This window comes from Pseudomonas batumici, from assembly GCF_036585405.1.
GTDB lineage: Bacteria > Pseudomonadota > Gammaproteobacteria > Pseudomonadales > Pseudomonadaceae > Aquipseudomonas > Aquipseudomonas batumici.
The window spans coordinates 2,960,001-2,986,393 of the sequence record NZ_CP144470.1; the positions used below are offsets into that span (position 1 = coordinate 2,960,001).

The following is a 26,393-nucleotide window of genomic DNA, read 5'->3' on the forward strand; positions in this document are numbered from 1 at the left end:
GCGGGAGGCGAATTCTACAGCGTTACACGCTGCTGTCAACACCTCTTTTACACCGCTTTCGATCGAGAGGATCGAACCGCTGAACCGGCGAAAACACGCTGCCGTTTCAGCTCCTTCTGGGCTTCGATACACTGAAGCGAACCGCTTGACCCAAACCTAAAAACCTTCGTAACTCATTGAATCTCAAAGGCTTTTCCGTTTCGACCGCGCCGGAAGTGGGGCGAATTATAGACCTGTAGGATTTGCCGTCAACCGTTAATTTCACTTTTCTGTCATAAAGGTCAAAAACACCTTAAAAACAACAGCGGGAGCCGGCAAGCCGGCTCCCGCTGTTGTGGTGTTCAACCCTGACTTACAGGCTCGGGAAAGCGAACTGCGACGCCTCATGGCTGGCACGTTGCGGCCAGCGCTGGGTGATCGCCTTGCGTCGGGTATAGAAACGCACACCGTCCGGACCGTAGGCATGCAGGTCGCCAAACAGCGAACGCTTCCAACCGCCAAAGCTGTGATACGCCACTGGTACCGGCAACGGTACGTTGACCCCGACCATACCCACTTCGATCTCGTCGCAGAACAAACGCGCCGCTTCACCGTCACGGGTAAAGATGCAGGTGCCATTACCGTATTCGTGATCGTTGATCAGTTGCATGGCCGCTTCCAGGCTGTCGACCCGGACGATGCACAGCACCGGCCCGAAGATCTCTTCCTTGTAGATGCGCATCTCAGGTGTCACGCGATCAAACAGACAGCCGCCGAGGAAGAAGCCCTCTTCATGATCCTTGACGCTCAAGCCACGGCCGTCGACCACCAACTGCGCACCCGACACCACGCCCTCTTCGATATAGCCGCTGACCTTGTCGCGATGCTGACCGGTGACCAACGGCCCCATGTCCAGCCCGCACGAAGTACCGGCACCGATCTTCAGCGCCTTGATCTGTGGCACCAGCTTGGCCACCAGCGCGTCCGCCACCTGGTCGCCCACGCAAACGGCCACCGAGATCGCCATGCAACGCTCGCCACAGGAACCATAGGCCGCGCCCATCAAGGCACTGACCGCATTGTCCAGGTCCGCATCCGGCATCAGCACCGCATGGTTCTTAGCCCCGCCCAGGGCCTGGACGCGTTTGCCGCGCTTGGTGCCTTCGGCGTAGATGTACTCGGCAATCGGGGTCGAACCGACAAAGCTCAGGGCCTTGACTTCCGGCGCCTCGATCAGCGCATCCACCGCGGTCTTGTCACCGTGCACCACGTTCAGCACGCCCTTGGGCAAACCGGCTTCCAGCAGCAGCTGGGCGATCAGCAGGGTCGAGCTCGGGTCGCGCTCGGACGGCTTGAGGATGAAGCAGTTGCCACAAACGATCGCCAACGGGTACATCCACAGCGGCACCATGGCCGGGAAGTTGAACGGCGTGATACCGGCCACCACGCCCAGTGGCTGGAAGTCGGACCAGGCGTCGATGTTCGGACCGACGTTACGGCTGTATTCACCTTTCAACAACTCCGGCGCGGCGCAGGCGTACTCGACGTTCTCGATACCGCGCTTCAACTCACCGGCGGCGTCTTCCAGGGTCTTGCCGTGCTCTTCGCTGATCAGTTGGGCGATGCGCGCCTCGTTCTGCTCCAGCAGTTGCTTGAAGCGGAACATCACCTGGGCACGCTTGGCCGGTGGCGTATTGCGCCAGGCCGGAAAGGCCGCCTTGGCCGAATCGATGGCCTGCTGGATGGTCTCGCGATCCGCCAGCGGGACCTGATGGATGACCTGGCCGGTGGATGGGTTGTACACAGCGGCCGTACGACCGGAATCGCTGACCAGTTGGCCATCGATCAAATGTTGAATTGCGCTCATTGCGGGGCTCCAGAACAGGGGCAGACAGGAACGAGTCGCCTCGCTCCTGCAAGGAATTGAGGTTGGCCTTCTATATAGGAAGGATCAGTCGAGCTTGTTCAGCACTTCACCGACCGCATCGAACAGGCGATCGAGGTCCTGCGGCCGGCTGTTGAAGGTTGGGCCGAACTGCAGGGTGTCGCCGCCGAAGCGCACGTAGAAACCGGCTTTCCACAAGGCCATGCCGGCTTCGAAAGGACGCACGATGGCGTCGCCGTCACGGGCAGCGATCTGGATAGCACCGGCCAGGCCGAAGTTGCGAATGTCGATGACGTTCTTGCTGCCCTTCAAACCGTGCAAGGCATTTTCAAAGTGCGGCGCGACTTCGGCCACGCTCTGCACCAGGTTTTCCTTTTGCAGCAGGTCGAGTGCCGCCAGGCCCGCCGCGCACGCCACCGGGTGCGCCGAGTACGTGTAGCCGTGGGGGAACTCCACGGCGTACTCGGGTGTCGGCTGGTTCATGAAGGTCTGGTAGATCTCGCTGCTGGCAATCACCGCGCCCATCGGGATGGCGCCGTTGGTGACTTGCTTGGCGATGCACATCAGGTCCGGGGTCACGCCGAAGCTGTCGGCACCGAACATCGCGCCGGTCCGACCGAAACCGGTGATCACTTCGTCGAACACCAGCAGGATGTTGTGCTGGTCGCAGATTTCCCGCAGGCGCTTGAGGTAGCCCTGTGGCGGCACCAGCACACCGGCGGAACCGGCCAGGGGCTCGACAAATACTGCCGCGATGTTGGACGCATCGTGCAGCTCGATCAACTTGAGCAGCTCATCGGCCAAGGCGATCCCGCCCTGCTCCGGCATGCCGCGGGAGAAGGCATTGCTCGCCAACAGGGTGTGGGGCAGATGATCGACATCCATCATCGCCTGGCCGAACAGCTTGCGGTTGCCGTTGACGCCGCCCAGGCTGGTGCCGGCGATATTCACCCCGTGATAACCACGGGCGCGACCGATCATCTTGGTCTTGGTGGACTGGCCTTTCAGGCGCCAGTAGGCGCGCACCATCTTCACCGCGGTATCGGCGCATTCGGAACCGGAGTCGGTGAAGAACACATGGTTCAGATTGCCCGGCGTCAGCGCGGTGATTTTCTCCGCCAGTTGGAACGACAGCGGGTGGCCGTATTGAAAACCTGGCGAGTAGTCGAGGGTGCCCAGTTGCTTGGCGACCGCTTCCTGGATTTCCTTGCGGGTGTGCCCGGCACCGCAGGTCCACAGACCGGACAGCGAGTCGTACACCTTGCGGCCCTTGTCATCGATCAGCCAACTTCCTTCGGCGCCGACGATCAGCCGCGGGTCGCGCTGGAAGTTGCGGTTGGCGGTGTAGGGCATCCAGTGGGCATCCAGCTTGAGCTGGCTGGCCAGGGAAGACGGGGCGTTTTCAGACATGTTCATGGGCGAAACCTCGCAGGGCAATAAGCAGTGCAGGAGTTGAAAGCGTTCTTGCAGCTAAGTTGCCATGGCGATAAAGTCGGTGAAATGCAACTTTTCTAATGTTCAGTCAGCCAATCACTAAACTATATGACCCCGCTATGAGCAGCCGCCGTCCCGATCCCCTGGCACAAGTCAGCGACTTTGATATCCGCTTGCTGCGCATCTTTCGCAGCGTGGTGGAATGCGGCGGCTTTTCCGCGGCGGAAACCGTGCTCGGTATCGGCCGCTCGGCCATCAGCCAGCAGATGAGCGATCTGGAACAGCGTCTCGGGCTGCGCCTGTGCCAGCGCGGACGGGCCGGGTTCTCGCTGACCGAGGAAGGTCGCGAGGTATATCACTCGGCGTTGCAACTGCTGGGCGCCCTGGAAAGTTTTCGCACCGAGGTCAACGGCCTGCACCAGCATCTGCGCGGCGAGCTGACCATCGGCCTGACCGACAACCTGGTGACCCTGCCCCATATGCGCATCACCCATGCGCTGGCCCAGCTGAAGGAGCGTGGGCCGGATGTGCAGATCCAGATCCGCATGATCGCGCCCAACGAGGTGGAACAAGGCGTGCTCGACGGCCGCCTGCATGTCGGCGTGGTCCCCCAGGCCAGCGCCCTCTCGGGTCTGGAATATCAGCCGCTGTACAGCGAGCGTTCGCTGCTCTACTGCGCGGTGGGGCATCCGCTGTTCTATGTGGATGACAAGCAATTGGACGATGAGCGTCTCAACGCCCAGGATGCCATCGCCCCGACCTTCCGCCTGCCGGCCGAGATCCAGGCGCATTATCAGGCGCTCAATTGCACCGCCAGTGCCTCGGACCGCGAAGGCATGGCCTTCCTGATCCTGACCGGACGCTATATCGGCTACCTGCCCGACCACTATGCCAGCCTCTGGGTCCAGCAAGGTCGGCTGCGCGCGCTCAAGGCCGGCAGCCGCTTCTACGACCTGAGCCTGGCCTCGGTGACGCGCAAGGGCCGGCGTCCGCACCTGGTGCTGGAAAGTTTCCTCGAGAGCCTGGCGGCGACCCGTTGAAAGATCGCGTTCAACCCCAGCCGCAAATAATGGCCCCGAAAGCGACCGAATCGCCCCGTATCAAGGCTTTATATGATGACAGGACTTGTCTGAACCCCCTTGGGTACGCTATCTGTGCACGGGTTACACCCACAGACCCGCTCGGAACTGCCTATGACCGTTGAAGCCCTTGCCCTTGCCGGAAAGCCCGCCAGCCGAATTCGCCAGAAAAACCAGGAAGCGATCATCAAGGCCGCCGAAGACGAATTCGCCCGCCATGGTTTCAAAGGCACCAGCATGAACACCATCGCCCTGAACGCCGGGCTGCCCAAGGCCAACCTGCATTATTACTTCACCCACAAGCTGGGCCTGTATATCGCGGTACTGAGCAATATCCTCGAACAGTGGGACAACACCTTCAATCACCTCAGCGCCGATGACGACCCGGCCCAGGCGTTGACCCGCTACATCCGCGCCAAGATGGAATTCTCCCGTCGCCAGCCACAGGCCTCGCGGATCTTCGCCATGGAAATCATCAGCGGCGGCGAATGCCTGACCGAGCATTTCAACCAGGACTACCGCGCCTGGTTCCAGGGCCGGGCGAATGTGTTCCAGGCCTGGATCGATGCGGGCAAGATGGACCCGGTCGATCCGGTGCACCTGATCTTCCTGCTCTGGGGCAGCACCCAGCATTACGCCGACTTCGCCACCCAGATCTGCCGGGTCACCGGTCGCCAGCGGTTGACCAAGCAGGACATGGAAGACGCCAGCGACAACCTGATCCGTATCATCCTCAAGGGCTGCGGCCTGACGCCGCCCCTCTGATCCACGAAGCCGAATCCCCGTATGCCTTTTACCCTTGCCGGCGTTTGCGAATACCGAGAGGAAATTCGCAAAAGCCGCTTTATCACCCTCGCCGCCCCCATCACCAGCGTCGCCGAGGCCCAGGCCTTCATCGAGCAACACAGCGATCTGGATGCTACCCACAACTGCTGGGCCTGGAAGCTGGCCGACCAGTACCGCAGCAGTGACGACGGCGAACCCGGCGGTACCGCGGGCCGGCCGATCCTGGCCGCCATCGAGGCCCAGGACTGCGACCAGGTCGTGGTACTGGTCATCCGCTGGTACGGTGGCATCCAGCTGGGCACCGGCGGGTTGGCCCGCGCCTATGGCGGCGGTGCCAACAAGTGCCTGCAGAATGCCGAGCGGTTGCCGCTGATCAGTCGGGTTGCGCTGAGCTGTGCCTGCGGCTTCAGCGAACTGGCGCTGGTCAAACTGCGCGTGGCCGAGCTGGGCGGCCTGATCGTGGAAGAACAGTTCACCGCCAATGGCGTGGAACTGGAGCTGGCCGTGGGCGAAGCCCAGATCGATACGCTGCAACGGCAACTGGCCGATCTCAGTCGCGGACGCATTCTCTTGCAGCGCCAGGCGTAACCGCCCTCCGCCCCTCACCCGGGACACAGCGCCCGGTTGCCCACAGTCACTGTGCACCCGACTGTGGATAACCTGAGCACATCCGGCTGTACCCCTTCTGCAACGTGGCTTTGCGGCCACTGATCAGTTTTTGTCCAATCACCCTCCAGCCGCGCAAAATCATCCAGTAAACAGCGAGTTACCGGGGTTTATCGCGTTTGGAAAATAGCCGAATGACCTTTATAGCCGCGCCTCGAGCTTGCACACAGATACTGTGGAGCAACCTGTGGATAAGCCGTGCAAGGGTGGCCGGGTAGCCGATCCGGCCAAGCCTGCGGAGAATTGATCGTTTTTTGATCACCCCATATCGGCCAATATGGCCCGATCGGATGTCCCGCGCACCGGCAATAACTGCGCGATCCCCCAGGCCAGTTCAAAGAACAGGAACACACCGATGATCATGCTCGCCCCCTGGCTCAGGGCATAAGCCTGCCAGGTCGCGAACAGCATCCGGCCCGCCGCGTCATAACGGCCGAATGTCCGTTGCGGGTCGCGGATGCGCAATATGGCCCAGACACAGACGATCGAGCCCAGCAGGTTCGCCATCAACAGGTGCACGGGTGCGAACGGCGGAAACGTTCCGGGCAGGTTCAGCGCCGCGGCCAGCGCCAGCAGGGCGGCGTGCAGGGCGAGAAAACTCCAGGGCGTGACAAAGCCCGCCGTGACGATCAAGTCATACCAGGCGCTGGCCCGAACCAGTCGACGGTACTGTTCTGCGGTCCACATGCGCTCTCTCCATAAACATTCGAGGAGCACAGAGGCTAAAGCCTGGAGTATGCTCCAAGGTCAAGTCCTTCCGGAGAGCGACGGGCATGCGTATCGGTGAGTTGGCGCGGACCTGTGCCGTCAGTTGCGACACCCTGCGTTTCTACGAACAGCGCGGCTTGATCAAAGCCCGACGTAGCGCCAACGGCTATCGGGACTATCCTCCCGAGATGGTGCAACTGGTGCAGTACATCAAGACCGCCCAGCGCCTGGGCTTCAGCCTGGGTGAAATCGGCAGCAGCGTCGCCGGGCTGTGGAACGCGCCGGATGCCGACAGTGCCGTGACGCAACTGCTGCAAGACAAGCTGGTGCTGATCGAATCGCGCATCGCCGAACTGGGCGAATTGCGACTGGAATTGCAGCATCGCCTGCAACAAAGTTGTCCATTGAGAACCGGACTTTCATCTGACAAGGAGTTTGCTCATGAACCCTAAAAACGCATTGATCATCGGTGCTTCCCGAGGCCTCGGACTCGGGCTGGCCAAACAACTGCTGGCCGACGGCTGGAACGTGACCGCCACCGTGCGCGACGTGCACAAGGCCGATGCCCTCAAGGCCCTCGGCCCGGTACGGATCGAAGCCCTGGAGATGGACGATCAGGTGGCGGTCAGCGCGCTGGCGCAACGCCTGGAAGGCCAGGTCTTCGACTTGCTGTTCGTCAATGCCGGCGTCAAGGGTCCCGAGGACCAGAGACCGGGCAACGCCTCGCTGGCGGAGATAGGACAGCTGTTCATGACCAATGCCATCGCCCCGGTAGCCCTGGCCCAGCGCTTCGTCGGCCAGATTCGCCGGGGCAATGGGGTCGTCGCCTTCATGAGTTCGGGGCTGGGCAGCGTGACCACGCCCGATGCGCCGGAGCTGGCCTTCTACAAGGCGAGCAAGGCGGCGATGAACTCCATGGCCAGCACCTTCCTGAGCGAAATCGAGGCTCCGACCTTCACGGTATTGTCGATGCACCCGGGTTGGGTGAAAACCGACATGGGCGGCGAAGGCGCGGACATCGACGTGGCGACCAGCGTCCGTGGCCTGATCGACCAGGTCAATGCCTATGCCGGCAGGGGCGGGCATCACTTCATCAACTACAAGGGCGAGACGATTCCCTGGTAGTAGGAGCGAGCTTGCTCGCGATGGACGTTAACGATGACGCGGGGAACCTGATACCCCGCGGTGCCTGGGCCACCATCGCGAGCAATCGAGCGTCGACCGGCTGCTCCTACAGGGGCCCACGAATTCGGTCTGGATTTGGCCTGTGTCCCGACGACATCTGTAGAATGTGCGCCATCTGCACCTGATGAGAAAAAAACCATGTACGACTGGCTCAATGCCCTGCCCAAGGCAGAACTGCACCTGCACCTGGAAGGCTCGCTGGAGCCGGAGCTGCTGTTCGCCCTGGCCGAACGCAACAAGATCGCCCTGCCGTGGAGCGACGTGGACACCCTGCGCAAGGCCTATGCCTTCAACAACCTGCAGGAATTCCTCGACCTCTACTACCAGGGCGCCGACGTGCTGCGCACCTCCCAGGACTTCTACGACCTGACCTGGGCCTACCTGCTGCGTTGCAAGGCGCAGAACGTGATCCACACCGAACCCTTCTTCGATCCCCAGACCCACACCGACCGGGGCATTCCCTTCGAAGTGGTGCTCAACGGCATTACCGCGGCCCTCAAGGATGGCGAACAGCAACTGGGCATCAGCAGCGGCCTGATCCTCAGCTTCCTGCGTCACCTCAGTGAAGAGCAGGCGCAAAAGACCCTGGACCAGGCGCTGCCGTTCCGCGACGCCTTTGTCGCGGTCGGGCTCGACAGTTCGGAAATGGGTCACCCGCCGAGCAAGTTCCAGCGGGTCTTCGATCGCGCCCGCGCCGAAGGCTTCCTGACCGTCGCCCACGCCGGCGAGGAAGGTCCGCCGGAGTACATCTGGGAAGCCCTCGACCTGCTGAAGATCCAGCGCATCGACCACGGCGTACGGGCCATCGAGGACGAACGACTGATGCAGCGGATCATCGACGAACAGATCCCGCTGACCGTCTGCCCGTTGTCGAACACCAAGCTCTGCGTGTTCGACCATATGTCGCAGCACAACATCCTCGACATGCTCGAGCGCGGCGTGAAAGTCACGGTGAACTCCGATGACCCGGCCTACTTCGGCGGTTATGTGACCGAGAACTTCCACGCCCTGCACACCCACCTGGGCATGACCAAGGAACAGGCCCAACGCCTGGCGCAGAACAGCCTGGATGCGCGGTTGGTCAAACCTTGATCTGAGGTAAACACCGGAAACTGTGGGAGCGGCGGTGCTTGTGTGGGAGTGCCGCTTTTGTGGGAGCGGAGCTTGCCCGCGAAGGCCGCGCCGCGTTTTTTCAGATACACCGCGTTATCGTTCTTAGCGGGCAAGCTCCGCTCCCACACAAGCTCCGCTCCCACAGGATCAAGCTGCCACCTCGCTCAACTCCTCCAGCGCCTTGCCCCGGGTCTCCATGCCAAAGCGCCAGACCAGCGCCGCCGCAACCGCGAAGCACAACGCCCCCAGGGCAAACACCCCGCCCTGCCCCGTCACCGGGAACACCAGCCCGGTCACCAGCGGCCCGAGCAACGAACCGATCCTTCCCACCGCCGAGGCAAAGCCGGAGCCCGTGGCCCGCGCCGAGGTCGGGTACAACTCCGGCGTGTAGGTGTACAACACCGCCCACATGCCGAACAGAAAGAACTGCATCAACAACCCCGAGCCCACCAGCAAGCCGACATTGCCGCCGAACACCGCGCTCTGCCCGTAGAAAAACGCCATGACCCCGCCACCGAGCAAGGTCACCACGCACACCGGCTTGCGCCCCCAACGCTCCACCAGCCAGGCCGCCATCAGGAAGCCCGGAATCCCACCCAGGGAAATCAGCACCGTGTAATACACCGACTGCGTCACCGCGAAACCCGACTGCTGCAGCAAGGCACTGAGCCAGGAGGTCAGGCCGTAGAAACCGAGCAAGGCAAAGAACCAGACGCTCCAGATCATCATCGTGCGCTGGCGGTACAACGGCGACCACAACTGTCGAAAGGCCGAAAGGAAACTCGGCACACGCTCCACGCCACGGGGCAGGCGCACCGGGACCGGCAGCGTCGCGTGCCGGAGCGACGTGCGCACCCGCTCCTCGATACCACGCAGCACCGTGTCCGCCGCTGCATGTCGCCCGGCCTGTTCCAGCCAGCGCGGCGACTCGGGGATGAAAAAACGAATCGCCAGGACGAACACCGCCGGTATCGCCAACACCAGGAAGATGTCCCGCCAGCCCACCAGCGGCAGCAGGAAATAGGACAGCACCCCCGCCGCGACAAAGCCAAGGGGCCAGAAGCCGTCCATCAACGCGATATAGCGCCCGCGCCGCTTGGCCGGAATCAACTCCGAGAGCATCGACTGGGCAATGGGAAACTCCATGCCCATGCCGAACCCCAGCAGGATGCGGAACAGCGTCAGCGTCTCGACGGTCTGCGCGGTGGAACACAGGTAACTGGCCACGCCCCAGAGCACGATGCTCCACTGGAACACCGGCTTGCGCCCGAAACGGTCGGCGAGCAGGCCCGACAGCGAAGCCCCCACCACCATGCCGAAGAAGCTCGAACTGGCCAGCAAGCCGGCCTGGGCGCTACCGAGGGCGAACTCGGTTTTGATCGAACCGAGCAGGAAGGTCATCATCGCCAGGTCCATGGAGTCGAAGAAAAACGCCAGGGCAATGATGATGAAAATCCATCGGTGATAACCACTGATGGGCAATCGTTCCAGTCGTTCCGCCGCACTATAGCGTTGAGCTTCCATGGGATATCCCTCGATTCGAATCTTCGATCGAGTGTGCGGTATCGTCGGGGGGAGCTGTTTCTGGATACGACCTGTTCGCAGTCTTGAGCGACGCCCACCGCATCCGTGCGGCAGGCCACCGGGACTCAGCCGGCCATTTCGAGCTCGATTTCACTGGCCAGTTTGTCGATCTGTCGCTGCCCGAGGGCGGAAACCTGCAAGGCCCGGGAGTCTTCCCGCAAGGCGAGCCAACCCGATTGCAGGAACAGTTGCAGCAACCCGGCGCCCAGCGCGCCACCCAGGTGGGGACGGCGTTGCACGTCGTGGCAGACACAGGCGATTTCGCGCTGCCCATGGGCCAGCGCCTGGATGTACAGGCCGCGCTCAGCCAGACGGGCAGCGCCCTTGCTGGTCACCCGCAGCCGCAACTCCTGCTGTTCGATCCAGCCCGCCCCGAGCAGACGCTGGTAGAGCTCGCAGGCCAGTTCTCCTCCCAGGTGGTCGTGGCAAATCCGGGCATGGCGCAGGGCCTCGGCATCCGGTGCCAGGGCCTTGACCGCATGCGCCATGGCCAGCGGCGCACTGGCCAATGAAGCGCTGGCCAGAGCTTGCACCGCCGTGGCGATCTCCGGGGCGGCAAGCCGGAAGAAGCGCTTGCGACCCCGCTCCTCGATACGGACCAGGCCGCCCGAACTCAGGCGCGCCAGGTGCGCACTGGCCGAGGACAGCGACAGGCCCGTGCACAGGGCCAACTCATCGGCAGCCCGCGCGCTGCCATCCAACAACGCCCACATCATCGCACTGCGCTTGGGGTCGGCAAGCAACGTGGCAATCTGACTGACGCAAGGTGCATATTCCATGTCTTCACTCCCTGTTGAAACATTGATCTAACGCACACGGGGCATACTGAGGAGTAATCCCGCCCAAGCCAAGGCGCGAAAATGCCAAAAAGCGGGCGATTCTTCGTCGTTTGGCAATCAACGGCGGCGAATGAAACAAAATGCGTGATCCGCCGAAAGGATATTGGATCCAATGCAAGCAGCCTAAACCACAATGTCCCTGGAGCCGACCTTTATTCCTGAACGGGTTGTAACAGAACCTCTTCGAGATCGGCGTGTCTCATGCACGGGAAACCGGCGCCAGGCGCCCCAGTTGCGCGCATCGCCGGCTCAACATCTCGCGCAACAGGTTCACCGGCTTACTCAATTGGGCGCGATGGGCGCACAACAAATTCAGCGGCGCGCGCTCACAGCGCAGTTCCGGCAGCAGCACCCGCAGACGTCCCGCGAGGACATCGGCCGACACATCCAGCCAGGATTTGTAGGCGATCCCGGCACCGGCCACCGCCCAGCGCCGCACCACATCGGCATCGTCGCTGAACCGATCACCGCTGACGGTCAGGCCGACGTCGCGCTTGCCGTCGTGAAAACTCCAGTGGTCATGGACCCGGCTGTTCAGCATATAGAGCAGGCAGTTGTGCTGCGCCAGTTGCGCCAGCGTGCGGGGCTCGCCGTGCCGCGCCAGATAGCTCGGTGCCGCGCACAGCACGCGGCGATTGTCCGGCGCCACGGGCAGCGCCACCAGGCTGGAGTCCTCCGGCTCGCCATAACGCAAGGCAATGTCCACCGGCTGGCGGAACAGGTCGGCGATGCGATCCCCCAGCAGCAGACGCACCGTCAGTTGCGGGTGTTCGCGCTGGAACTCATCCAGCCAGGGCAGCAGCAGGTTGCGTCCGAAGTCCGAGGGCGCCGACAACTGCAGGACGCCGCTGACCTGGTCCTGACCGCGGGCCAGCAGGCGGCGCCCCTCATCGAGTTGGCTCAACGCCGCCCGGGCATATTCAAGGAAGCCCTCGCCTTCGGCCGTCAGTCTCAGGCTGCGGGTCGAGCGCGCCAGCAGGCGCGCGCCCAGTTGCTGTTCGATGCGCTTCAGCGCGGCGCTGGCCACCGCCGCCGACATGTCCATGACCCGCGCCGCCGCCGACAGGCTGCCGAGGTCGGCGGCACGGACAAACAACTGCAAGTCGTCGAAACGCAGCATGACAGGCTCCGGCATTATCAAAAAAATATTGAAAGAGACTGCTGTTTTAGCCGGTTTTATCTCCAAGGAAAATAACCAATCATGGCGCCATCGAAATCACTGCCCCCTGGAGTGCCCCCATGAAAGCCATCGCCTTCTACGCGTCCCTGCCCGCCCATGATCCGCAGTCCCTGCAGGACATCGAGCTGCCCGCCCCGGTCGCCGGTCCCCGCGACCTGTTGGTGGAGGTCAAGGCCATCTCCGTCAATCCGGTGGATACCAAGGTCCGCCAGTTCATGCCGCCGGAAAACGGCGAGGCCAAGGTGCTGGGCTGGGACGTGGCCGGCGTGGTCAAGGCGGTGGGCAGTGATGTCAGCCTGTTCAAGGTCGGCGACCGGGTCTTCTACGCCGGCTCCCTGACGCGTCCCGGCGCCAACAGCGAACTGCACGTGGTGGATGAGCGCATCGTCGGGCACATGCCGAACAGCCTGGGTTTCGCCGAGGCCGCCGCCTTGCCCCTGACCGCCATCACCGCCTGGGAGCTGCTGTTCGAGCGCCTGCAGATCACCGAGGACAAGGCGGATCAGGGCCAGAGCCTGCTGATCGTCGGCGCCGCCGGTGGCGTGGGTTCGATCCTGACCCAGCTCGCCAGCCAGTTGACCGGCCTGAAAGTCATCGGCAGCGCATCGCGTCCCGAAACCCAGGACTGGGTGAAAGCTTTGGGTGCGGACCTAGTCATCGATCACCGCCGGCCCTTGAGCGAAGAACTCAAGGCCCACGGGCAGGCGCAGGTGACCCATGTCGCCAGCCTGACCCAGACCGACAGCCACCTCGACCAACTGGTCGAAGCCCTCAAGCCCCAGGGCAAGCTGGCCCTGATCGACGACCCGAAGGGCCTCGATATCAGCAAGCTCAAGCGCAAGAGCCTGTCGTTGCACTGGGAGTTCATGTACACCCGCTCGATGTTCGAGACCGACGACATGATCGAACAGCACAACCTGCTCAACCGCGTCGCCGAGCTGATCGACGCCGGGGTGTTGAAAACCACGCTGGGCGAGCATTTCGGCCAGATCAATGCCGCCAACCTGCGCCGCGCCCATCAATTGCTGGAAAGTGGCAAGGCCAAGGGCAAGATCGTGCTGGAAGGGTTCTGAGTCGAATTCCGCACGCCTGTCGACCTGACAACACCCTCCCCCTGTAGGAGCCAGCTTGCTGGCGATGAGGCCCGCAAGCCTTGCATCGTCTGAGCGGTCGCCATCGCCGGCAAGCCGGCTCCTACAGGAGGTCGCGGCGTGTCCGGGATCGTGGTTTTATGAGAACGGTTTGCTCCCGCAAAAAATAGAGCAACCACCAGTCAGATGCTTGAGCCGTGTCATTTGCCGGTAAGAAATCCGCGCTACACTCGAGTCCTCCACTGCTGTTTTGGTTTTATGCAGTCATTTTCAAGAAAACGAGAATGAGCCGTTACCAACAGGAGGAAGTGCGCAATGAAGATACTGGTTAAAGAACTGACCAGGCCCCACGGCAATCAATGGCAGGTCCGCCTGGACCAGCACGTGGTGACCTTCCGTAGCGAATCCGAGGCCCGCGCCTTTGTCAGCACCCTGCAAGCCAGGCTGCAGGCCCCCCACGTCTTTCCCGACCGCCAGCAACGCGCTACAGGCTGATCCCACGTCGGGGACCTAGCCCTGGATGACTCGCGCGTTCTGTACACGGCGGGTCGACACGGCCAGCGTAACCACCAGTACGCCGCACAGGCTGATGACCAGGGCCATCGGCACGGCGCTGCCATCGTGCAGCACGCCGACCAATGACGCCGCGGCCGCCGCCACGCCGAACTGCAGGCAACCCAGCGTCGCCGAGGCACTGCCGGCGCGCGCGCCCTGGCCGTTCATGGCACAGGCCGAGGCGTTGGGCAGGATGCAGCCCAGGCTGGAAATACAGATGAACAACGGCACCAGCAAGGGCCACAGTTGTTCCGTGTGCAGGCTGCTGATCCCCAGCAGCGTCAGGCCGGCCAACAGGTAAACCCACACCGCGCGCGCCAGCAGGAAGGCCGGGCCGCGCTTGGCCAGCAAGCGGGCATTGACCTGTGCCGTCAGGATGAAGCCCGCCGCATTACTGCCGAACAGCCAGCCGTAGTGCTCGGCCGGCACCCCATAGAGCTTGATGAAAACGAACGGTGAGCCGGCGATGTAGGCAAACATCCCGGCAATCGCAATGCCGCCGGTCAAGGCGTGGCCGAGGAACAGGCGGTCCGATAACAGGCGACCGTACTGGCGCAGCGCGCCCGACAGCGGCGGACGCGGTTGATGGGCCGGCAAGCTCTCGGGCAGGCCGAAGGTCACGGCGATGCCCGCCATGGCACTGAACAAGGTCAGGGCGATAAAGATCGAATGCCAGCCATAGAGGTTGACCAGCACGCCGCCAAGCATCGGCGCCAGGATCGGTGCCAGCCCCACCACCAGCATCAGTTGCGAGAAGACCTTGGCCGACCCCACTGCATCGCATTTGTCGCTGACCACCGCCCGGGAAATCACCATCCCGGCGCAACCGCCCAGGGCCTGGACGAAACGCGCGGCAATCAGCCACTCCAGGCTCGGCGCGAAGGAGCAGGCCAGGGACGCGACGGTGAACAACCCCACGCCCGCCAGCAACGGCACCCGCCGACCGAAGCGATCGGCCACCGGGCCGTAGGCCAGCTGGCCGATGGAAAGACCGAGGAAATACACGGCCAGGGTCAGCTGGACATGTTTTTCATCGGTCCCGAAGGCGGTGGCCATGGCCGGAAAACCCGGCAGGTAGAAGTCGATGGCCAAGGGCGCGAAGGCGCTCAGGGCTCCGAGAATCAGGATGGTTCGCAGGTTCATCAGGTGTCCAGGGAAGATCGGCGCGGGCGGCTAGTCTAGCGGCGCGAAGCAGCCTTGAACATTCTGATAGGTCGCTAACTATTAAAAAACCTGCATTGTCAGTTGGCCAGCTTCGCCTCATAACCTTCTTCGCTGATCGCGCTGAGCACGTCCTCCGCCGACAGCCGACTGCTGCTGACCCCCACCTCCTGCGCCGCCAGGTCGACCCGCACATCGGCCGCCGGATCCCGGGCCTGAACCGCCTGGGTAATGGCCCGTACACAGTGGCCACACGACATACCCTGGACATTGAAGACTTGCATGACACGGCTCCTTTCATTGGGGAATGCCCGGAGTTTCAAGCTTGCCACCATGGCAAGGTCAAGTTACTGGCGACACTGCCGGGCTGGCATTTAGCGCGGGCCTGCGCCAAGCTTCCGCATCGACGATCAAACCGTAGGAGATTCAGCCATGCGCTGGTCAGTTTTCAGCCTGTTCGGCCTTCTCAGCCTTTTCGGTGCGAGCCCCTTCGCCAGCGCGGCCGGAGAGAACTATGCCGTGCTGATCATTTCTCGCGAGCGCCTGGAAGTGTCCACCTCCTGCGAAATCGGCATCTATCTCCAGGATCAGTTGTCCGGGCGGCTGTTCCAGGAACAGTCCACCTCGTTCAACCTGCCGCCGGGCAATGTCTCCGTCCGCCTGAAATCCTTGCCGGGGCAGGCCCCCGGCTGCGACGCCGGCATGCTGGCCACTCCCGAACAGGTGATCCGGCTCAACGGTGGGGAGGTGCGCAAGTTCGCCATCGTCGGCGGCCCGGAAGGCCTGCGCTTGCGCCAAGTGTCGTTGGGTTATCAATAACGGCTTGACCTTGCCAAGGGGGCAAGGTTGATGCTGTGGGCAACTTCTCCAGGAGTATTGCCCATGCTCGAATCCACCCTCTTCGACCTGCCGATCGCCGGCATGACCTGCGCCAGTTGCGCCGGTCGCGTCGAGCGCGCCCTGAGCAAGGTGGCGGGTGCCAGTGCCGTCAGCGTCAACCTCGCCACTGAACAGGCCCGCGTCCAGGCCCCGGCCGATAGCCTGCCGGCGCTGCTCAGTGCCGTCGAGCAGGCCGGCTACCGCGTGCCCACGCGCACCCTGGAACTGGATATCGCCGGCATGACCTGCGCTTCCTGCGCGGGCCGGGTCGAACGTGCCTTGACCAAGGTACCGGGCGTGCAGCGGGTCAGCGTCAACCTGGCCAGTGAGCGGGCCCATCTGGATCTGCTCGGCCAGGTCGACCCCGACGTGCTGATCACCGCGGTCAGCAACGCCGGTTACAGCGCCAGCCTGCTCCAAGGCGAGGTTGCCGTCGCCCGGGACCAGGCTCGGCGCCTGGGCCGTGAGCGCATCGCCCTGCTGCTGGCGATTGCCCTGGCCCTGCCGCTGGTGGTGCCGATGCTGGCCCAGCCGCTGGGCTACCACTGGATGTTGCCGGCCTGGCTGCAATGGGCCCTGGCAACACCGGTGCAGTTCATCTTCGGCGCGCGTTTTTATGTGGCGGCCTGGAAAGCCGTCAAGGCCGGGACGGGCAACATGGACCTGCTGGTCGCCCTCGGCACCAGCGCCGGCTATGGCCTGAGCCTGTATCAATGGGCCAATGCCGGCCCGGACGGCATGCCCCATCTGTACTTCGAAGCCTCGGCGGTGGTGATCGCCCTGGTGCTGTTGGGCAAGTACCTGGAAAGCCGCGCCAAGCGCCAGACCGCCAGTGCCATCCGCGCCCTGGAAGCCCTGCGGCCGGAGCGGGCGATCCAGGTGGTCGACGGCTGCGAGCAGGACGTTGCCATCAGTGCCCTGCACCTCGATGACCTGGTGCGGGTCTTGCCCGGCGAACGCTTCCCGGTGGACGGCGAGGTGGTCGAAGGTCGCAGTCACGCCGATGAAGCGCTGATCAGCGGTGAAAGCCTGCCGGTACCCAAGCAACCGGGCGACAAGGTCACCGGCGGCGCCATCAACGGCGAAGGCCGGTTGCTGGTGAGAACCCGGGCGCTGGGCGCCGAGACCGTACTGGCGCGGATCATCCGCCTGGTGGAAGACGCCCAGGCCGGCAAGGCACCGATCCAGAAACTGGTGGACAAGGTCAGCCAGGTGTTCGTCCCCACCGTCCTGCTGCTGGCCCTGGCAACGCTGATCGGCTGGTGGCTGCTCGGCGCGCCGCTGGAGACCGCGCTGATCAATGCAGTGGCGGTGCTGGTGATCGCCTGCCCCTGCGCCCTGGGCCTGGCGACGCCGACGGCGATCATGGCCGGCACCGGCGTGGCCGCCCGCCATGGCATCCTGATCAAGGACGCCGAAGCCCTGGAACGCGCCCATGAAGTCCGCACCGTGGTCTTCGACAAGACCGGTACCCTCACCTCCGGCGCGCCGCGCATCGCTCACCTGGTCAGCGCGGATGCTGATGACGATACGGTGCTGCAACTGGCCGGAGCCCTCCAGCGCGGCAGCGAACACCCCTTGGCCAAGGCGGTACTGGACGCCTGCGCGGAGCGCGGCCTGACGCCCGTGGATGTCAGTGACAGCCGCGCGCTGAGCGGGCGCGGCATCGCCGGTCGTCTCGGCGAGCGCGCCCTGGCCCTGGGCAATCAGCGTCTGCTGGAGGAAAGCGGGCTGGATGCCGGCGCCTTGGCGCAGGCGGCGAGCGCCTGGGAAGCCGAGGGCCGGACCTTGTCCTGGCTGATCGAACAAAGCCCGCAACCGCGCGTGCTCGGGCTGTTCGCCTTCGGCGACACCCTCAAGCACGGCGCCCTGCAAGCCATCGCACAGCTCAAGGCACGGCAGATCGGCAGCCACCTGCTGACCGGCGACAACCGCGGCAGCGCCCGGGTGGTCGCCGACGCCCTGGGCATTCACGATGTTCACGCGCAAGTACTGCCGGCGGACAAGGCTGCCATAGTCGCCGAGCTTAAGCTCAAAGGTGTGGTGGCCATGGTGGGCGACGGCATCAACGACGCCCCGGCGCTGGCCGCCGCCGATATCGGCATTGCCATGGGCGGCGGCACCGATGTCGCCATGCACGCGGCCGGCATCACCCTGATGCGCGGCGATCCGCGACTGGTGCCGGCGGCCCTGGAGATCAGTCGCAAGACCTATGCGAAGATCCGGCAGAATCTGTTCTGGGCGTTCGTCTATAACCTGATCGGCATTCCCCTCGCCGCCCTCGGCCTGCTCAACCCGGTACTGGCCGGAGCGGCCATGGCCTTGTCCAGTGTCAGCGTGGTGAGCAATGCGTTGCTGCTCAAGACCTGGAAACCCGAAGACCTCGACTGAAGGAGTTGTCATGAACATCGGCCAAGCAGCCCGCCAGAGTGGCCTGAGCGCGAAGATGATTCGTTACTACGAGTCCATCGGCCTGCTCAAGACCGCCAGCCGTACGGACAGCGGCTACCGTTTGTACAGTGCGCAGGATTTGCACAACCTGGCGTTTATCAAGCGTTCCCGCGACCTGGGCTTCTCCCTGGAGGAGGTCGGCAAGCTGCTGACCCTCTGGCAGGACCGCCAGCGCGCCAGCGCCGACGTCAAGGCCCTGGCGCGCCAGCATATCGATGAATTGACCCGCAAGATCGAGGAGTTGGCCAGCTTGCGCGACACCCTGCAGGACCTGGTGGAACACTGCCAGGGTGACCATCGGCCCGATTGCCCGATCCTCAAGGATCTGGCGTCGGGGGGCTGCTGTCAGTAAAAAATCCGGCCGAAGCCGGATTTCTCCTTCACACCCTTACTGCTGCATCCACGGCGGAGGCGGCTCCTCGGTCTTGCTCGGCGGCCGGTCATCCGCTGCGCGGATCGCCTGTCGGCGCTCTTCGTCCAAACGCGCGGCTTCGATCTCGCGCATGACACTGCCGACATCCGCCAGTTCTTCCGGATCGTCGAACTCGCCCGTCAGGACGCTGGCCGGATGCAAGGTGCCGGCTTCGTACAATGCCCACATTTCCTTGGCATAGCGGGTGCGCTTGAGCTCCGGGGCAAAACGCCCGAAGTAGGACGCCATGTTGCCGACATCACGCTCCAGCATGCTGAACGCATGGTTGTTGCCCGCCGCATCCACCGCCTGGGGCAGGTCGATGATCACCGGGCCCTGCGGCGTCAACAGCACGTTGAACTCCGACAGGTCACCGTGCACCAGACCGGTACACAACATCAGCACGATCTGGGAAATCAGGAACGCGTGATACTCGCGTGCCTGTTCCGGCTCCAGTACCACATCGTTGAGGCGTGGCGCGGCATCGCCGTACTCGTCCGCCACCAACTCCATCAGCAGCACGCCTTCCAGGAAGTCGAACGGCTTGGGCACCCGCACACCGGCATTGGCCAGACGGAACAACGCCGCCACTTCCGCGTTCTGCCAGGCGTCCTCGGTTTCCTTGCGCCCGAACTTGGACCCCTTGGCCATCGCGCGGGCCTGCCGGCTGTTGCGCACCTTACGGCCTTCCTGGTATTCGGCCGCCTGACGAAAACTTCGTTTATTCGCCTCCTTGTAGACCTTGGCGCAACGTAGCTGGTTGCCACAGCGCACCACATAAACCGCTGCCTCTTTACCACTCATGAGTGGGCGCAGCACCTCGTCGACCAGACCGTCCTCGATCAGGGGTTCAATGCGTTTTGGAGTCTTCATCAGCTTTTATTGGGGGTCCTTTATTGCCAAACACGCGAATGTCACTCGTTATACGGCAATCCTCTCACAGCGGGGAGAGGATGCCGACCTCGAATACTCTCCAATGCACTCAATGTGCCAGATTATTCCGACGAACAGGCCAGGAAAAAATCAGAATATGCGCCCCGTACCTCAACTTTTTCCCGCACCAGCCGAAGCGCTCTGAGACAGAGGCATTTTTGTCGGACAATCGATCCACCACCAGCGAAACGGATTTTCAGCGCACATCACACTTTCACAGCTGCCCTATCACAGACCGCACGTGCCCGGCACGCCCGGGGTCTACAAGAAAAATCTGGAGCGCGGATGAACATCAAGCAGAAACTGACCTGGGCGTTTGCAATCATCGCCTGTTTGCCGGTGGTACTCGTCGCCACCCTGGTGGTCCTGAACCTGCGCAGCGAAGCGCGCAGCAATTTTGTCGATGGCAGCGGCCGGGAGATCCGCCAGGTCAGCAACGCCATGCAGCTGTTCTTCGACGGTGTCAGCCAGAACGTCGAGTACCTGACGAACCAGCCGCTGATCAAAAACTCCGATGGTGCGATCAAGAGCTACATGAGCGCCGATGCCGCGCAAATTGCCCTTAACGAACAGGACAAACAGATCTACGACCTGCTCGAGGGCATGAGACAGGCCCATCCGGCTTATTCCTACGTGTCCTACGGCGTTGGCAACGGTGGCTACGCCTCCACGCCAGCCGACCCGAAACTGGCCAGCTACGACCCACGTGTCCGTCCCTGGTACAAGACCGCGATAGCCAATCCCGGCAAGACCCTGCGGACCTCCGCCTACTACTGGGCCCCCGACGACGCCGTGATGATCGGTACCGTGCGCACCGTGGACAACAAGCTGGGCCCCCAGGGTGGTGTAATCGGTGTCGACGTGACCCTCAAGCAACTCACCGAGATCGTCAAACAGATCAAGCTCGGTGACAGCGGCTACCTGATGTTGATGGAGAACAGCGGCAACCTGCTGGTGGACCCCAAGCAGCCCGAGCACAACTTCAAGGCGCTGGGCAGCCTCGGCAGCGGCTATGCCGACCTGGCCAAGGCCGGCAAGGGCCTGGTGGAAGTCGACCTCAACGGCGAGCACTACATGGCCAATGTCTGGCCGTCGGAGCAGTTGGGCTGGACCTTCATCGGCCTGATCAAGCAGAGCGAAGTGATGAGCTCGGCCAACCAGTTGACCTGGCTGGTGGCGATCATCGCCGCCGTGCTCGCGGTGATCTTCGCCATCGTCGGCGCCAGCTTCGCCAGCCTTATCGTCCGGCCGATCCGTAGCGTGGCCAGCGGCCTGGAAGGCATCGCCCAGGGCGAAGGCGACCTGACCCAGAACCTGCAGATCCGTGGCAGCGACGAAACGGCGCAGCTGGCGAACTGGTTCAACCAGTTCCTCGGCGCAATCCGCAGCCTGATCCAGCATATCGGCCTGTCGGCGAACAAGATTCTCGATTCGTCACGGAATTCCACCCGGGTTTCCGGGGACATGGCCGACGCCGCCGGGCGCCAGCGCGAGGCGGTGGACATGGTCTCCACGGCCTTCCACGAGATGGTCGCCACCGCCAACGAAGTCGCGCGCTCCTGCAGCCAGGCCGCCGAATCGGCCGACAGCGGCCAGCGCCAGGCCCGTGAAGGCCAGCAACAGATCGATGCGGCGGTCAGCAGCGTCGACCAGTTGAGCCACGAGATCGAACAGTCGGCCCAGTCGATGCAGCAACTGGAGAGCGACAGCAACAATATCCAGTCGATTCTCGGCACCATTCGTTCGATCGCCGAACAGACCAACCTGCTGGCGCTCAACGCCGCCATCGAAGCGGCCCGAGCCGGTGAACAGGGTCGCGGCTTCGCGGTGGTGGCCGACGAGGTGCGGGCCCTGGCCAAGCGCACCGCCGACTCCACGGCGGAGATCGACGGCCTGCTGGGTAACCTGGCCAAGCGCACCAGTCAGGTCGCCCAGCAGATGCATGCCAGCCTCGAGGTGTCGCAGGAATCGGTGAACCGCATCGGCCTGGCGCGCACCAGTTTCGGGCAGATCCGCGAATCGGTGGATGTGATCCGCGACATGAACACCCAGATCGCCACGGCGGCCGAAGAGCAACACCACGTGGCCGAAGACATCAACCGGCATATCAGCCAGATCCATGGCGATGCGCAATTGGTGGCGGAACTGGCGAACTCGGCGCGGCTCGATTCCCAGGGCCTGGCGGGGCTGTCCAGCGAGCTGGATGCCTTGGTCAAGCGTTTCCGGACCTGACAACCCACCTCCACAGGGCCTGTTTCGCCACTCAGTGGCGGAACAGCTCCCCAGGCGTATAGCCGAACAAGCCCTTGAACGCGGCGATAAAGGCCGACGTCGAGTCATAGCCACAGGACAGCGCGGCGCGGGTCACGCTGTCGCCCTCCTCCAGCACACTGAGCGACGACAGCAATCGCGCCCGCTGGCGCCAGCCACGAAAACTCAGGCCCGTCTCACGCTGAAACAGCCGCATCAGGGTTTTTTCCGACATCCCCAGGCGCTCGGCCCACTGCCCCAGGGTCACGCCCAGTTCGGGGTTTTCAATCAATTCGTTGCACAAGCCCAACAAACGCGAATGACGCGGCAACGGCAGCGAGAACCCCACCTCCGGCAGTCCCGCCAACTGATCCAGCAACACCTGCACCAGGCGCCCTTCGCTGCCGCCGTCCTCGGGATAATCGGCCGGCAGCAGGCAGAAACTCTTGATCAGCTCCCGCGCCAGCGGCGTGACTTCCAGCACCCGGCAGCGCGACGGCGCCCACTGGCAATCCTCGCGACGCACATACAGGCTGCGCATTTCCGCGCGCATCGAGGTGACCACCTCATGTTCCAGCCCCGCGGGAATCCAGACACCCCATTGCGGTGGCGCGAAGAAGCTGCCCTCGGCGGTGTGCACGCCCAGCACTCCGCTGATGGCATAGGAAAACTGCACCCAGTCATGGCGATGACGAGGCGTCCACGACCCGGCATTCAGGCTCTCGGCCCGGGCATACAGCGGGCGCGGCAGGGACGACAGCGTCGGGATCTGGCGTTGGGGACCACGTTGTCCGTTAGTCGGCATGAATAGACCTTATGTCGCAGGACGGCTTGCAGCTGCGACCTTAGGCCAAGCCAGCCATTCTGACAATGCCGCGCTGCCCCAGCCGACGCGGCAATACGATGCAATGAATACACCCTATTATCTAAAGAACATTTCCCATAAAAATGAAGGATCCTTCCTACAAGAAAAGCGACTACCCACTGGGAGCCCGCGCATGGCCGTGAACTGGCAATACCTGACCGCCGCGCCCAGCCTGCCCGCGCTTTACCTGCGCGCGGCCACGCGGCGCAAAATCACCGGTCGGGACTTGCCTGATCAAGGGTTACGCAGCTGGGTGACCGTCGATGCCCAGCGCCTGGCCGCGTATCGCCGGGTCTGCGGTTTTCCCGATAACGGCCCAATGCCGGCCACCTATCCCCATGTGCTGGCCTTGCCCCTGCAATTGCAGTTGCTGACGGCCAGGGATTTCCCCTTCCCCCTGGCGGGCCTGCTGCACCTGAACAATCGCATCCGCCTGCTGCGGCCCTTGGGTGGCCCGGGCAATCTGCGCATCGGCGTGTGGGTGCGCAACCTGCAGCCCCATCTCCAGGGTGCGACCTTCGATCTGCTCACCCAGGTCGATGATGCCCTCGGACCGCTTTGGGAAGCCGAAAGCCGGCTACTCTGCCGGCGCGTCACGCTCGATGCAAAGCCAGCGACGCCCAGCGAGGCAGCGCCCTTGCCCTTGACGGAGCTGTGCCGCTGGCAGGTTCCCGCCGATATCGGTCGGCAGTACGCCAGGGTTTCAGGCGACTACAACCCGACCCATCTGACGGCCCTGAGCGCCCGCTGGTTCGGGTTCCCCCGAGCCATCGCCCATGGCCTGTGGAACAAGGCCCGGATCCTGGCGGCCCTGCAAGCACACCTGCCGAGCGCAAATATCGAGATCGAGGTGGCATTCAAGAGACCGGTGCGCCTGCCCGGCGAGGTCGTCCTGTGGGCCAGTGCACCAGGATCGAACGGCGCATTCCGCTTATCCGGTACCCGGGGGCTGGAGCATCTGAGCGGCCTGTGGCGCCCCATCGCCTGACACCGCACCTACCCGCCCTGACGAATATTTCATCTTCGCCAGGTGTTATCCCTAGAGCAAGGCCCTTGCTTCCCGTTCTCATCCACCGGAAGCTAGACGCCTTGAAGGAGAACACCCGCATGAACCTCGACGAACTGACCCAACGCCTGCACGGCATCCGTGACCGCAACGACTGGAAAGCCTTCCACAGCCCGAAGAACCTGGCCATGGCCGCCAGCGTGGAGATGGCCGAACTGGTGGAGATTTTCCAGTGGCTCAGCGAGGATCAGTCCCGCCAGCTACCGCCGGAAAAGCTGGCCCATGCCGGGCAGGAAGTCGGCGATATCGTCCTGTACCTGCTCCTGCTGTGCAGCGAACTGGGCTTGGACATGAACGAGGTGGTTCGCGCCAAGCTGGCCGACAGTGAACGGCGCTTCGTCCAATGAGCGACCGTCATTTCGATCAGTTGGCGACCCGCTTCGCCGAGAAAATCTACGGCGGGGCCAAGGGTGCGATCCGCCTGGCGGTGCTCCAGGCGGACCTGACCGAGAGCCTGCCGCAGCGCCCGTTGCGGGTGCTGGATATCGGTGCCGGCCTGGGCCATATGTCGTTGTGGCTGGCCGAACGCGGTCACCAGGTGACCCTGGCCGAACCCGCCGAGCCGATGCTCGAGGGCGCCCGCCAGCGCTTTGCCGAGGCCGGACAAAGCGCGACGTTCATCCAGGCTCCGTGGCAGGAGCTGCTTGGCCAGCTCACCGAGCCTTATGACCTGGTGCTCTGCCACGCCGTGCTGGAATGGCTGGCCGAACCCCATGCGATCCTGCCGGTGCTGCATCAGCTGTGCAAGGCGGATGGCTGGCTGTCCCTGGCCTTCTACAACCGCGATGCACTGGTCTACCGCAACTTGCTCAAGGGCCATTTCCGCAAGCTGCGCAAGAACGACATGGCCGGCGAAAAACAGAGCCTGACCCCGCAACGACCGCTTGATCCGCGTGAGCTGGCGGCGCAACTTGAAGGTCTGTGGCGGGTCGAAACACAGAGCGGGGTGCGGGTTTTCCACGACTACATGCCGGTTGAATTCCAGGCCCGCGCCGCGCTGGCGGACCTGTTGGAAATGGAACTGGCCCACCGTCGCCACCCCGGTTTTGCCGGGCTGGGACGTTACCTGCACTGGATCTGCCGTCCGGTCTGAATGTGGAGGCTGCAATGAGTCGCCGTTTTTGTCTGCTAGCGTTGTGCCTGGGTGTGACGGCCTGCCAGAGCAACAACCCCTACACCGCCAGCTCCCTGCCCCTGCCACCCGCTCCGGCGCAGGTTTCCCGTGCCCCGGACCTGAGCGCCTACCCGGCGGCGCCACGGGACTATGCGCGCTACCGCACCTGGGCCTGGACCAATGACCGGCTGCCCGCCGGCACCACCTGGGCCGACCCGGCGCAGTTGGCCGAAGTGGTGGGCAACGCCCTCGAACAGCAGGGCTTGCGCCCACGCCGCGACACCGCGCCGCCGGACCTGCGGGTCAGCGCCGACCTGCACGTGGAGAAACGCCTGCGCCAGGTCCAGGAAGACTACGGTTATGCCGGTGGCCCCTACGGCTACCGCTATGGCATGTACCCCAGCGCCCCGATCGTGCGCACCTATGAGGTTCAGGTGCTCGTGGTGCGCATCAGTCTGTTCGACGCCAGCACCGGCCAACCGGTCTGGAGCGCCAGCGCCGAGACCGGTACCCAGGGCAATCAGCTCGAGCGCGCGGATGCCTTGCGCGACGCGGTGGGCAAGGCCCTGGCCAGTTATCCACCCAGCTAGACTACCCCCGGAGAAAAATCATGTTCCGCCGTCTCGCTTTAGTGGCTTTCGCCGTGCTGCTCAGCGCTTGCGAAACCACCCAGGTCAGCCACGACTTCGACGCCAGTCGCGATTTCGCTGGATACCGGAGCTGGGGCTGGAAAGAACCCGCGTTGCAATACCGGCCGGACGATCCACGGATCAAGAGCGACCTGACCGAGCAGCGTATCCGCCAGGCGGTCGGCGAACAGCTGGACCAGCATGGCCTGCGCCCGGTCGTGGCCGGCGGCAAGGCCGATGTGAAGGTGCAGGCGTACCTGATCGTCGACAACCGCCAGCAACAGGTCAGCACCAATTACGGCGGCGCCTGGGGTGGCCCTTGGCACGGCGGCTTCTGGGGCGGCCCGGGCTACACGGAAATCCGCAGTTACGACTACCAGGTCGCGACGATCCAGGTGGACCTGTTCGATGGCAAGGACGGCAAGCTGGTCTGGCGCGGCAGTGCCGAGCAGACGGTCAAGGACAGGTCGACACCGGCCGAGCGCAGCACGGCGATCAACCAGGCGGTGGCCAAGCTGATGATGGCCTATCCACCGAGCTAGCCGGCGC

Annotated in this window: 27 protein-coding genes and 1 pseudogene; 18 read left to right on the top strand and 10 right to left on the bottom strand. The window is 63.6% G+C overall.

Annotation, left to right across the window (positions count from 1 at the left end; translation table 11 throughout):
* Positions 1 to 352: 352 nt before the first annotated feature.
* Complete coding sequence (locus NUH87_RS13395; RefSeq protein WP_338526315.1) at positions 353 to 1,846, bottom strand: CoA-acylating methylmalonate-semialdehyde dehydrogenase; 1,494 nt, start codon at positions 1,844 to 1,846, stop codon at positions 353 to 355.
* Positions 1,847 to 1,930: 84 nt separating this feature from the next.
* A complete protein-coding gene (locus NUH87_RS13400) occupies positions 1,931 to 3,280 on the bottom strand; it encodes an aspartate aminotransferase family protein (RefSeq protein WP_338526316.1) in 1,350 nt (449 codons plus the stop codon).
* Between the two features lie 137 nt (positions 3,281 to 3,417).
* Between NUH87_RS13400 and NUH87_RS13405 the strand changes: the two genes are divergently transcribed.
* The 3 genes from NUH87_RS13405 (at position 3,418) to NUH87_RS13415 (ending at position 5,751) form a co-directional block, all read left to right on the top strand.
* Positions 3,418 to 4,338 (top strand): LysR family transcriptional regulator, encoded by a 921-nt coding sequence (locus NUH87_RS13405; RefSeq protein ID WP_338526317.1) that lies wholly within the window; start codon positions 3,418 to 3,420, stop codon positions 4,336 to 4,338.
* Between the two features lie 147 nt (positions 4,339 to 4,485).
* Complete coding sequence (locus NUH87_RS13410) at positions 4,486 to 5,142, top strand: TetR/AcrR family transcriptional regulator (protein WP_422393938.1); 657 nt, start codon at positions 4,486 to 4,488, stop codon at positions 5,140 to 5,142.
* 21 nt (positions 5,143 to 5,163) lie between these two features.
* Complete coding sequence (locus tag NUH87_RS13415) at positions 5,164 to 5,751, top strand: IMPACT family protein (RefSeq protein ID WP_040064036.1); 588 nt, start codon at positions 5,164 to 5,166, stop codon at positions 5,749 to 5,751.
* A gap of 336 nt (positions 5,752 to 6,087) precedes the next feature.
* Here NUH87_RS13415 and NUH87_RS13420 read toward each other — a convergent pair whose 3' ends face one another.
* The gene (locus NUH87_RS13420; protein WP_338526319.1) at positions 6,088 to 6,516 is read right to left on the bottom strand and encodes a hypothetical protein; all 429 of its coding nucleotides are present in this window, start codon (positions 6,514 to 6,516) and stop codon (positions 6,088 to 6,090) included.
* A gap of 86 nt (positions 6,517 to 6,602) precedes the next feature.
* Between NUH87_RS13420 and NUH87_RS13425 the strand changes: the two genes are divergently transcribed.
* The 3 genes from NUH87_RS13425 to NUH87_RS13435 all read left to right on the top strand — a co-directional run bounded on the left by NUH87_RS13425 (position 6,603) and on the right by NUH87_RS13435 (position 8,814).
* On the top strand, positions 6,603 to 6,989 hold the full coding sequence (locus NUH87_RS13425; protein WP_052451066.1) for a MerR family transcriptional regulator: 387 nt from the start codon (positions 6,603 to 6,605) through the stop codon (positions 6,987 to 6,989).
* Positions 6,979 to 7,662, top strand: a complete 684-nt coding sequence (locus NUH87_RS13430) for an SDR family oxidoreductase (protein WP_338526320.1) — start codon at positions 6,979 to 6,981, stop codon at positions 7,660 to 7,662. The genes NUH87_RS13425 and NUH87_RS13430 overlap by 11 nt, the downstream gene beginning before the upstream one ends.
* Positions 7,663 to 7,860: 198 nt before the next feature.
* Positions 7,861 to 8,814, top strand: a complete 954-nt coding sequence (locus NUH87_RS13435) for an adenosine deaminase (RefSeq protein WP_338526321.1) — start codon at positions 7,861 to 7,863, stop codon at positions 8,812 to 8,814.
* Between the two features lie 168 nt (positions 8,815 to 8,982).
* On the opposite strand, the gene NUH87_RS13440 is transcribed toward NUH87_RS13435, so the two are convergent.
* From NUH87_RS13440 to NUH87_RS13450, 3 genes are all read right to left on the bottom strand, one after another.
* The gene (locus tag NUH87_RS13440) at positions 8,983 to 10,359 is read right to left on the bottom strand and encodes an MFS transporter (RefSeq protein ID WP_338526322.1); all 1,377 of its coding nucleotides are present in this window, start codon (positions 10,357 to 10,359) and stop codon (positions 8,983 to 8,985) included.
* A 125-nt stretch (positions 10,360 to 10,484) separates the two neighbouring features.
* A complete protein-coding gene (locus tag NUH87_RS13445; protein ID WP_338526323.1) occupies positions 10,485 to 11,198 on the bottom strand; it encodes a helix-turn-helix transcriptional regulator in 714 nt (237 codons plus the stop codon).
* Positions 11,199 to 11,457: 259 nt separating this feature from the next.
* Positions 11,458 to 12,378: a LysR family transcriptional regulator gene (locus NUH87_RS13450; RefSeq protein WP_338526324.1), complete on the bottom strand. Its 921-nt coding sequence runs from the start codon at positions 12,376 to 12,378 to the stop codon at positions 11,458 to 11,460.
* Between the two features lie 119 nt (positions 12,379 to 12,497).
* Between NUH87_RS13450 and NUH87_RS13455 the strand changes: the two genes are divergently transcribed.
* Positions 12,498 to 13,511: a zinc-binding alcohol dehydrogenase family protein gene (locus tag NUH87_RS13455; protein WP_338526325.1), complete on the top strand. Its 1,014-nt coding sequence runs from the start codon at positions 12,498 to 12,500 to the stop codon at positions 13,509 to 13,511.
* Positions 13,512 to 13,844: 333 nt separating this feature from the next.
* A complete protein-coding gene (locus tag NUH87_RS13460) occupies positions 13,845 to 14,024 on the top strand; it encodes a hypothetical protein (protein ID WP_040064024.1) in 180 nt (59 codons plus the stop codon).
* Between the two features lie 15 nt (positions 14,025 to 14,039).
* Here NUH87_RS13460 and NUH87_RS13465 read toward each other — a convergent pair whose 3' ends face one another.
* Positions 14,040 to 15,227: a multidrug effflux MFS transporter gene (locus NUH87_RS13465; protein ID WP_338526326.1), complete on the bottom strand. Its 1,188-nt coding sequence runs from the start codon at positions 15,225 to 15,227 to the stop codon at positions 14,040 to 14,042.
* Between the two features lie 98 nt (positions 15,228 to 15,325).
* Entirely contained in the window at positions 15,326 to 15,529 is a 204-nt protein-coding gene (locus NUH87_RS13470; RefSeq protein ID WP_338526327.1) for a heavy-metal-associated domain-containing protein, read from the bottom strand.
* Between the two features lie 148 nt (positions 15,530 to 15,677).
* Between NUH87_RS13470 and NUH87_RS13475 the strand changes: the two genes are divergently transcribed.
* The 3 genes from NUH87_RS13475 (at position 15,678) to cueR (ending at position 18,927) form a co-directional block, all read left to right on the top strand.
* Entirely contained in the window at positions 15,678 to 16,064 is a 387-nt protein-coding gene (locus NUH87_RS13475; RefSeq protein ID WP_338526329.1) for a hypothetical protein, read from the top strand.
* 63 nt (positions 16,065 to 16,127) lie between these two features.
* A complete protein-coding gene (locus tag NUH87_RS13480) occupies positions 16,128 to 18,515 on the top strand; it encodes a heavy metal translocating P-type ATPase (protein ID WP_338526330.1) in 2,388 nt (795 codons plus the stop codon).
* A gap of 10 nt (positions 18,516 to 18,525) precedes the next feature.
* Complete coding sequence (gene cueR, locus NUH87_RS13485; protein WP_338526331.1) at positions 18,526 to 18,927, top strand: Cu(I)-responsive transcriptional regulator; 402 nt, start codon at positions 18,526 to 18,528, stop codon at positions 18,925 to 18,927.
* A gap of 36 nt (positions 18,928 to 18,963) precedes the next feature.
* Here the strand turns inward: cueR and NUH87_RS13490 are convergent, their stop codons facing one another.
* Positions 18,964 to 19,860 carry a PA4780 family RIO1-like protein kinase gene (locus NUH87_RS13490; protein ID WP_338526332.1) on the bottom strand — a complete coding sequence of 299 codons (897 nt, stop codon included), beginning with the start codon at positions 19,858 to 19,860 and terminating at the stop codon, positions 18,964 to 18,966.
* Positions 19,861 to 20,361: 501 nt separating this feature from the next.
* Here NUH87_RS13490 and NUH87_RS31260 point away from each other — a divergent pair.
* Together NUH87_RS31260 and NUH87_RS31265 are read left to right on the top strand one after the other, a co-directional pair.
* Positions 20,362 to 21,294 (top strand): annotated as a pseudogene (locus tag NUH87_RS31260) (cache domain-containing protein); the annotation flags it as partial.
* A gap of 129 nt (positions 21,295 to 21,423) precedes the next feature.
* A complete protein-coding gene (locus tag NUH87_RS31265) occupies positions 21,424 to 22,152 on the top strand; it encodes a methyl-accepting chemotaxis protein (RefSeq protein ID WP_422393939.1) in 729 nt (242 codons plus the stop codon).
* 31 nt (positions 22,153 to 22,183) lie between these two features.
* Here the strand turns inward: NUH87_RS31265 and NUH87_RS13500 are convergent, their stop codons facing one another.
* Positions 22,184 to 22,975, bottom strand: a complete 792-nt coding sequence (locus NUH87_RS13500) for a helix-turn-helix transcriptional regulator (protein ID WP_338526334.1) — start codon at positions 22,973 to 22,975, stop codon at positions 22,184 to 22,186.
* 193 nt (positions 22,976 to 23,168) lie between these two features.
* On the opposite strand from NUH87_RS13500, the gene NUH87_RS13505 reads away from it, so the two are divergent.
* The 5 genes from NUH87_RS13505 (at position 23,169) to NUH87_RS13525 (ending at position 26,386) form a co-directional block, all read left to right on the top strand.
* Positions 23,169 to 24,023 carry a MaoC family dehydratase gene (locus NUH87_RS13505; protein WP_338526335.1) on the top strand — a complete coding sequence of 285 codons (855 nt, stop codon included), beginning with the start codon at positions 23,169 to 23,171 and terminating at the stop codon, positions 24,021 to 24,023.
* A 119-nt stretch (positions 24,024 to 24,142) separates the two neighbouring features.
* A complete protein-coding gene (locus NUH87_RS13510; protein WP_040064007.1) occupies positions 24,143 to 24,448 on the top strand; it encodes a MazG-like family protein in 306 nt (101 codons plus the stop codon).
* Positions 24,445 to 25,194 carry a methyltransferase gene (locus tag NUH87_RS13515; RefSeq protein ID WP_338526337.1) on the top strand — a complete coding sequence of 250 codons (750 nt, stop codon included), beginning with the start codon at positions 24,445 to 24,447 and terminating at the stop codon, positions 25,192 to 25,194. The genes NUH87_RS13510 and NUH87_RS13515 overlap by 4 nt, the downstream gene beginning before the upstream one ends.
* Before the next feature lie 14 nt (positions 25,195 to 25,208).
* Positions 25,209 to 25,805, top strand: coding sequence for a DUF4136 domain-containing protein (locus NUH87_RS13520; protein WP_338526338.1), 597 nt, complete (start codon positions 25,209 to 25,211; stop codon positions 25,803 to 25,805).
* A 20-nt stretch (positions 25,806 to 25,825) separates the two neighbouring features.
* Positions 25,826 to 26,386: a DUF4136 domain-containing protein gene (locus tag NUH87_RS13525; protein WP_338526339.1), complete on the top strand. Its 561-nt coding sequence runs from the start codon at positions 25,826 to 25,828 to the stop codon at positions 26,384 to 26,386.
* Positions 26,387 to 26,393 lie beyond the last annotated feature (7 nt).

Coding starts and splice junctions, on each gene's coding strand:
- NUH87_RS13400 (WP_338526316.1), bottom strand. CDS start 3,280: ATGAACATGTCTGAAAACGCCCCGTCTTCCCTGGCCAGCCAGCTCAAG.
- NUH87_RS13405 (WP_338526317.1), top strand. CDS start 3,418: ATGAGCAGCCGCCGTCCCGATCCCCTGGCACAAGTCAGCGACTTTGAT.
- NUH87_RS13505 (WP_338526335.1), top strand. CDS start 23,169: ATGGCCGTGAACTGGCAATACCTGACCGCCGCGCCCAGCCTGCCCGCG.
- NUH87_RS13445 (WP_338526323.1), bottom strand. CDS start 11,198: ATGGAATATGCACCTTGCGTCAGTCAGATTGCCACGTTGCTTGCCGAC.
- NUH87_RS13525 (WP_338526339.1), top strand. CDS start 25,826: ATGTTCCGCCGTCTCGCTTTAGTGGCTTTCGCCGTGCTGCTCAGCGCT.
- NUH87_RS13425 (WP_052451066.1), top strand. CDS start 6,603: ATGCGTATCGGTGAGTTGGCGCGGACCTGTGCCGTCAGTTGCGACACC.
- NUH87_RS13500 (WP_338526334.1), bottom strand. CDS start 22,975: ATGCCGACTAACGGACAACGTGGTCCCCAACGCCAGATCCCGACGCTG.
- NUH87_RS13440 (WP_338526322.1), bottom strand. CDS start 10,359: ATGGAAGCTCAACGCTATAGTGCGGCGGAACGACTGGAACGATTGCCC.
- NUH87_RS13515 (WP_338526337.1), top strand. CDS start 24,445: ATGAGCGACCGTCATTTCGATCAGTTGGCGACCCGCTTCGCCGAGAAA.
- NUH87_RS13520 (WP_338526338.1), top strand. CDS start 25,209: ATGAGTCGCCGTTTTTGTCTGCTAGCGTTGTGCCTGGGTGTGACGGCC.
- NUH87_RS13395 (WP_338526315.1), bottom strand. CDS start 1,846: ATGAGCGCAATTCAACATTTGATCGATGGCCAACTGGTCAGCGATTCC.
- NUH87_RS13420 (WP_338526319.1), bottom strand. CDS start 6,516: ATGTGGACCGCAGAACAGTACCGTCGACTGGTTCGGGCCAGCGCCTGG.
- NUH87_RS13435 (WP_338526321.1), top strand. CDS start 7,861: ATGTACGACTGGCTCAATGCCCTGCCCAAGGCAGAACTGCACCTGCAC.
- NUH87_RS13460 (WP_040064024.1), top strand. CDS start 13,845: ATGAAGATACTGGTTAAAGAACTGACCAGGCCCCACGGCAATCAATGG.
- NUH87_RS13450 (WP_338526324.1), bottom strand. CDS start 12,378: ATGCTGCGTTTCGACGACTTGCAGTTGTTTGTCCGTGCCGCCGACCTC.
- NUH87_RS13510 (WP_040064007.1), top strand. CDS start 24,143: ATGAACCTCGACGAACTGACCCAACGCCTGCACGGCATCCGTGACCGC.
- NUH87_RS13480 (WP_338526330.1), top strand. CDS start 16,128: ATGCTCGAATCCACCCTCTTCGACCTGCCGATCGCCGGCATGACCTGC.
- NUH87_RS13455 (WP_338526325.1), top strand. CDS start 12,498: ATGAAAGCCATCGCCTTCTACGCGTCCCTGCCCGCCCATGATCCGCAG.
- NUH87_RS13430 (WP_338526320.1), top strand. CDS start 6,979: ATGAACCCTAAAAACGCATTGATCATCGGTGCTTCCCGAGGCCTCGGA.
- NUH87_RS31265 (WP_422393939.1), top strand. CDS start 21,424: ATGGTCTCCACGGCCTTCCACGAGATGGTCGCCACCGCCAACGAAGTC.
- NUH87_RS13475 (WP_338526329.1), top strand. CDS start 15,678: ATGCGCTGGTCAGTTTTCAGCCTGTTCGGCCTTCTCAGCCTTTTCGGT.
- NUH87_RS13490 (WP_338526332.1), bottom strand. CDS start 19,860: ATGAAGACTCCAAAACGCATTGAACCCCTGATCGAGGACGGTCTGGTC.
- cueR (WP_338526331.1), top strand. CDS start 18,526: ATGAACATCGGCCAAGCAGCCCGCCAGAGTGGCCTGAGCGCGAAGATG.
- NUH87_RS13415 (WP_040064036.1), top strand. CDS start 5,164: ATGCCTTTTACCCTTGCCGGCGTTTGCGAATACCGAGAGGAAATTCGC.
- NUH87_RS13465 (WP_338526326.1), bottom strand. CDS start 15,227: ATGAACCTGCGAACCATCCTGATTCTCGGAGCCCTGAGCGCCTTCGCG.
- NUH87_RS13470 (WP_338526327.1), bottom strand. CDS start 15,529: ATGCAAGTCTTCAATGTCCAGGGTATGTCGTGTGGCCACTGTGTACGG.